4 protein-coding genes are annotated in these 6,050 nt (G+C 58.5%); 1 reads left to right on the top strand and 3 read right to left on the bottom strand.

Translation table 11 applies throughout. The annotated features are described in order from the left end of the window. Positions 1-212 precede the first annotated feature (212 nt). Together NW829_RS10575 and NW829_RS10580 are read right to left on the bottom strand one after the other, a co-directional pair. On the bottom strand, positions 213-578 hold the full coding sequence (locus NW829_RS10575; protein WP_011433539.1) for a hypothetical protein: 366 nt from the start codon (positions 576-578) through the stop codon (positions 213-215). 37 nt (positions 579-615) lie between these two features. Next, positions 616-2,292, bottom strand: a complete 1,677-nt coding sequence (locus NW829_RS10580; RefSeq protein ID WP_414417040.1) for a hypothetical protein — start codon at positions 2,290-2,292, stop codon at positions 616-618. Between the two features lie 448 nt (positions 2,293-2,740). Here NW829_RS10580 and NW829_RS10585 point away from each other — a divergent pair, with 448 nt between their 5' ends. After that, positions 2,741-3,769, top strand: a complete 1,029-nt coding sequence (locus NW829_RS10585) for a LysR substrate-binding domain-containing protein (RefSeq protein WP_414413687.1) — start codon at positions 2,741-2,743, stop codon at positions 3,767-3,769. On the opposite strand, the gene NW829_RS10590 is transcribed toward NW829_RS10585, so the two are convergent. Then, positions 3,651-6,050, bottom strand: a 2,400-nt coding sequence (locus NW829_RS10590; RefSeq protein ID WP_414417041.1) for a hypothetical protein, incomplete at its 5' end; no start/stop codon positions are given. The genes NW829_RS10585 and NW829_RS10590 overlap by 119 nt on opposite strands.

The following is a 6,050-nucleotide window of genomic DNA, read 5'->3' on the forward strand; positions in this document are numbered from 1 at the left end:
GTCAATTGCAATAAACCGTTCCACAACGCATAGTCATTTATCTCACCGTCAAGGTGAAACAAACGACCGGTTGCTTCCTGCTAAGGCCTCTGGCCCGCTAGCGCGATCAGTTGAAATAGATGGTAATAAAAACCACGACTGCTATCAGCCCCTTTGATTCCGGTAACGCCGATCCCCGTCTCGATGAGGGAGAGGAGATAGGGCTCAAGCGCCTAAGTTTCGACTCTGTGGGCGCGCAAGAGCAAGTTGGTTCCCAAGTCCTCTTGGGCTGCCCAAAAGGCGCAAATCCACCACGAAACCTCGTCTTGGCGATAAATGCCACAGGTGAAAGGATAAGGTTGCAAAATATTCGCCATCTGCGCTAAGGCCGGAACTTCCGCCATGTAGTCGGCCCACACTTGGGGATCCAAGGCTTCGTAGGTGAAATCGGAAGGAAAGAATGTGCAACTGGATTCCAGGCTGGGCCGGTTGGTCAGCAACAATTGAGCAGGATCTGAGGATTCACAGCCCAAGCGATCCCCGATCTGAAAGGTCAGTTGAAACAGGCGGTTAATCAGATCAAATTGCTCAGGGCTCATAAGTTCAGAATTCCTAACTTTTAGATTGGGATGGGCGTTAGAGTTGACAGGTGCGACGGCTGCGCTCCAGCTCCGGCTCGATCCAGGAGAGGGCGAAGTGACTCACACAGGGCAACTGCGGAAAGCGGCGGGCCAGCTCTGCCATTTGCACTTCTAGGCTGGGGCGCTGTCGTTGCGACTGTCCCCATAGGCCGGCGATGGCCGGACAAACGAAGGTTTGGGGAGAAGCTACGGCCAAAACCTGCTCCACCTGCTGGGCTACACAAGTGGCATCCTCACACCTGGCATAGGCCATTGGGTGCCATTCCATACCCGGATCAAAGCGGTCCCAGGGTTGCAGACGAGCGTCAAACCCTTCTCCTACTGCTTGGTTGCCTTCTGGGAAGAAGACAGCCCCCACCGGGATCCCCAGCCTCTGGGCGGGTTGGGCGGCCTGCTGTAGATAATCGAGAACGCCGTAGCGGGCAAACTCGACGCTCAGCTGCCAAAGCTGCTGCTGCCAACGTTCTTGGCGAACGGCGGCGCTGGGGGTGGGGGAAGGGGCAGGAGTTGGTGCTGCTGCCTCAGAACTGGAATCCGCCGGTTTCTCCAGACTCTCTGGTAAATCTTTTGCAGAGGAAAGCTGATCCCCCTGCCAATTCCTGCTGGCCATGTCTTGGGCAGCCCAGTCCAGTAACTCTGGGGAAAGCGCCCATTTCTCGGTCGGGCTGGGCCAGGGATCCCCTGGCTGCCGCCACCTGGGCTCTTCGGCATAGGTGGCATCCAGATGGAGAACATCTGCCACTGCAATGTAGCCCTGGCTTAGGTAGCGCTCCAGCAATGCCCGACCCGCCGGGTTTTCTGCCAAATTGAGGTAGGCTTTCCGGGCGGCCTCTCCATGAATCCACAAGTCTCGGACGGTGGCTGCCACGCTGGATCCCCCTGAGCCACGCGGATAGCGAATGTAGTCGAAAAGGATCCCATCCGGCTGTCGCTGTAGGATGCGGCGGACCAACTCGGCAAAATCCCGCCGTGCCAGGGGATGAAAGGGATCCACAAATACCTCGCCAGGACTGCCCAGGTCTTCCGAAAGGGCTGTAGCGGGATCCAAGACGGTGGTGATGCCGCGACCGTTGCGGGCCAGGGCCACCTGTCGATCGGGCCGTTGTCCGTAGCTGTAACCGAAATTGAGGGAAAACACCCAGGCATAGGCAGATAAGCCGCGGCGTCGTGCCGCCTTCAGAGCCAGATCCAACAAGTCGGCGTTGGGCTGTAAGCTGGGCCAGATCCCCCCTGCGCCATCCGGCAAAATGGAGCGACCATCGTAAAAGGTCTCGATAAAAACGCGGTTGTAGCCCAGGTTTACCACTTGGTCGAACACCTGATCCAACACGCCCGGATTGGCATCACAGGGATGCAGACGTACCCAGATGGCCTGGATCTGGGGCCAGCGTTGGCTGCGGCAGGCGATCAAGGCAGCGCCATGTTCGGCCAAAACCTGGGTGTACTCGGCCCAAGCAGCATTCGACTGGGCAGCCTGCTGGCGCAGTTGAGCCTTGCGCGCTACCTCCTCGGGCGGCTGTCGGCAGTAGGCGTCGAGCCGAGCAGCCAAGTGGGATCCCCTCTGTTCCGCACTGTCTACGGAACCAGAGCTGGGGAAAAGGGAATGGCCGGGCCACAAGAACTGAGCCTGGGCCGTGATTCCGGATCCCAGCAACATCAGCGCGCCCAGCACACCCGCAAGCCAGCGGCTCCCTTTGTTTTTTGGCAGTCTTAGCACTCTCAACCTCCACGAGAATGTCTGCGATCGTACTCTTCTCCTGCCCAGAGAGCGGCTATTGAAAAAAAACAGCCGCCCGTGCCCACACCGGCGCAATCCCTTGGCCAATCTCTATAGTTATTTCAATCTAGATTGAGACACCTTCTCAGCGCTCTGCGCCGCTTCTACAGCCACCTCTAATCCCTCTCCATCGGGGAGAGGGGAGTTGGGGAGTAGTGCAACAGAAATGTTTCATTCCTGTTTAGAATGACTAGACCTCCGATCCCAGTGGCAGGGGTTTGCTCTTCGGTTTTGCCCCTTCCGCCACTGTGACCGTCAGCCAGGCTCTCATGGGGATCTCGCCAAAAGGCATAGATTAGCGCTTATGATTTAGTAGTAAACCTTTAGCTTTTCTTGATTGTCCATGAAGGCCATTACCCTGCATCAACTGCAAATCTTCGAGGTTGCCGCCCGCCACCTGAGCTTTACCCGCGCTGCCGAAGAGCTCTACCTGACCCAACCCACGATTTCCATGCAGATCAAGCAATTGAGCAAAGCCGTGGGGTTACCGTTGTTTGAACAGGTGGGCAAGCGGCTGTATCTCACCGAAGCGGGGCAAGCTTTACACCAAACCTGCGAGAAGATTTTTGAACAATTGAATCAATTCGAGATGACCCTTGCCGACCTGAAGGGGCTAAAGCAGGGACGGCTGAGCATTGGAGTGGTCACCACTGCCAAATACTTTATACCCCGTCTGCTGGGGCCATTTTGTCAGCAGTATCCCGGCATTGACGTAGCTCTTAAGGTGCTCAACCGCCAGCAGGTTTTGGAGCGGATGAGCAACAACATGGACGATCTCTACGTGATGGGGATGCCGCCAGAAGATCTGGACGTGGTGGCGCAACCTTTTCTGGAAAATCCCTTGGTGGTGATGGCCCCCATTCATCATCCGCTGGTGGGCCAAAAGCGGATCCCTCTGGCGCGCATTGCCCAAGAACCTTTTTTAGCCCGTGAACCCGGCTCCGGCACCCGCATGGCTGTAGAGCGGCTTTTTGAGAAGCATAACCTAAAGCTCAACATTCGCATGGAGATAGGCAGCAGCGAAGCTATCCGCCAAGGGATTTTGGGTGGATTGGGCATTTCGGTTTTGTCTCAGCATGTGTTGGCCTTGGGGGGGTGGCAGCATCATCTGGCTATTTTGGATGTGGAAGAGTTTCCCATTCGGGGGTTCTGGTATTTGGTCTATTTGCGCTCTAAGCGTCTTTCGGTGGTGGCCAAAGCTTTTGCCGACTTTCTTCTTTCCCAGGTTTCTCAAATGGAGCTGGACTTTGTGGCTAAAGAGCAGCACAAATCCAATTCAAATCCCAATCCAAATCCGCTTTCCGGCAAAGAGGCTGAAGCACAGCCGAGAGCTCTTGTCGCAACCCCCGGATCCCCTCAAAGTCGTGAGTGAACAATACTCGCAAAAACCCCAGGTAAGCCCGCGCCCACTCGTCTTCCGGATCCAGCTCGACGATCTGTTGAAAATGCAACTGAGCTGCTTCTGGTTGTAACAGCGCCGCCAACATTAAGCCCAGTTGGTAGTGGCTTTGGATTTGCTGGCTCGGTTGGCCTTGGGCAGCAGCCTGTTGCCGTTCCCCCTCCAGCAGTTGCCGTACCAGGATGCGATCTGGATCCGTCAAAAAAGTCGGGTATTGCAGGGTTGTCCAGGCATTGAGGTAAAGGGAGAGGGCCTGCAGATCCCCAGCGGCAGCAGCTCTGGCCGCCTCGCGGAGAGGAAACAAGGGATCCGTTACAAGGAAGGGGCCTTCCTTCGGGAAGCTCGACAGGGATCCTCTCCAGGATTGGTGTAGGGAATGGCGGATCCCTTTGGGCGACTGCCATTCCAGGTGGAGAAGGCCACCTCTTGGGAAGTCGGTTGTGGGCAGCGTCAAGATCTCTTCCACCAGCCAGCCGCCTGTTGAGTTGAGCTGCAGGCGATTCTGCCCCAGCACCCAGGCCCGCTTCTCCAAAACCCGTCCTTGCCCGTCTTCCAGCCGCGCCCAGACCAGCGTTTGGGCCAAGTTCTGAGCTGGGCCTTGCCAGCGTAACTTCCAGGCGGGGATCCCCAGCTCCGACAGCGCCTCAACCTCCACCAGCTCCACCTCCTCAGCTTCAAGAGGCCACTCCTGTACCGTCACCTTTGAAAAGCGAGGGAAGTAAGTGTGCAGCCGACCCACCGTAGGCAACTCCACCGCCGGATCTTGTCGCCAGTCTGGGCTGCTGCGCAGGTGCTGCCGGATCTGCTCCTTAGTCGGGCCATAAGGGCCAATAATTCCCTGTTCCCCTTCGGCATCCACAAACCCATCCAGCAAGGAGAGCTCCAACTCGGGCCAGGGGGTTTGCCCGGCAGCGCGGAATGTAACCGGCCAGCGCTGGAGAGCCGACAAGTAGGTGAGGGTTTCGGAAGAGATCAGCTCTGTGTTGGGGAGAACTCCCAGCGTGGTGGTCAAACCTGGCTGGATCAAGGATTGGATCCACTGCGTCAGCTCCTGTGTGGGGTGCTGCCCCTGCCAGCGCATCTGGATCCCCGTCCACAGAGGGGCCACCCCTGGGGTGAGGGGCCGACCCAAATTGGCCAAGGCCAAGCAGCCCAGAACTAGCCCTGCACAGACTCCCCTTTGCAAAGCCCACGCACCCCAGCGTTCCTCCAACCACCGGCAAGCCTTTTGGATCCCGCCTGCTGATAACACGGCCAAGAGAGGCAGCAGGGGTAGGGTGAAGCGCACATCTTTGATGTCCACCAGGGTGTAGAGAAGGTAGCCGGAACCGTAGGTGGCCCACAAGACTGCCTCTCGCCTGTCCAGGGATCCCCACCCGCTCAGCAGCGGCAACCCACACAAAAAAGGGCTCATCTGCAGGGGCAAAAGGCGCAAGTAGGCAGTCCACCAGCACAGGGATCCCGCTGGGCAAGTGATGTAGTAGTGGGCAGTCTCGGCGTAAGCCCAGCCATTGCTGAGCACAAACAGCCAATTGGCCCCATACCAGGGCCAGCACAAAAGCAGCATCACACCCATCCCCAAGGCCAAGTGGGCCAGCCGCGCCGGCCAAGGGATCCCTTTCCACCACCCCACCGCTTTCCCAGAGCGCCAGAGGGCCTGACCTGCAACTCCCACCAAAGGCAGCAGCAAAAACAGCACCCCTGTCCACTTGGTGAGCAGCACCGCCGCCACCCCCGCCCCCACCCCCACCGCCCCCCGCCAGGAAGGCTTCTCCCCATAGGCCCACAGCGCCCAAAACGCCAGCGTCACCGCCACCACCAGCGGCAACTCCAACATGTACACGTGGGCCAAAGCCGTGATCCCCGGATAGAGGAGCAGCAGCGCCGCCGCCAGCCAGCCCACTTCCCCAGAGCGATAGACCCGCTGTCCCAGCCGCTGCGTTGCCAGAACCAGCACCCCCAGCAACCCCAAGTTGAGCAACTGCCCGTCCGCCCGGCTGAACGGATGTAGAACTGCCAAGGGGATCCCCAGCCAATAGGCCAAAGGGGGGTAGCGCTGGTTCAAATGCAAAAACTGCTGCCCCCACAGCCCATCCCAGCGAAACCGCTGCAGGTGAAGCCCAAACGCCTGCGCCTGCAACAAATGCTGCGCCTCATCCCACGCCGGCGGCAAGGGATCCGTCCAGTTCCAGATCACCAGCAGCAGCAGGGCCACCATCCCCAGCCCGGCCCACCACCGCAGGAAAGGGATCCC

Origin of the sequence: Synechococcus sp. R55.8, from assembly GCF_047461895.1 — a bacterium.
Lineage (GTDB): Bacteria > Cyanobacteriota > Cyanobacteriia > Thermostichales > Thermostichaceae > Thermostichus.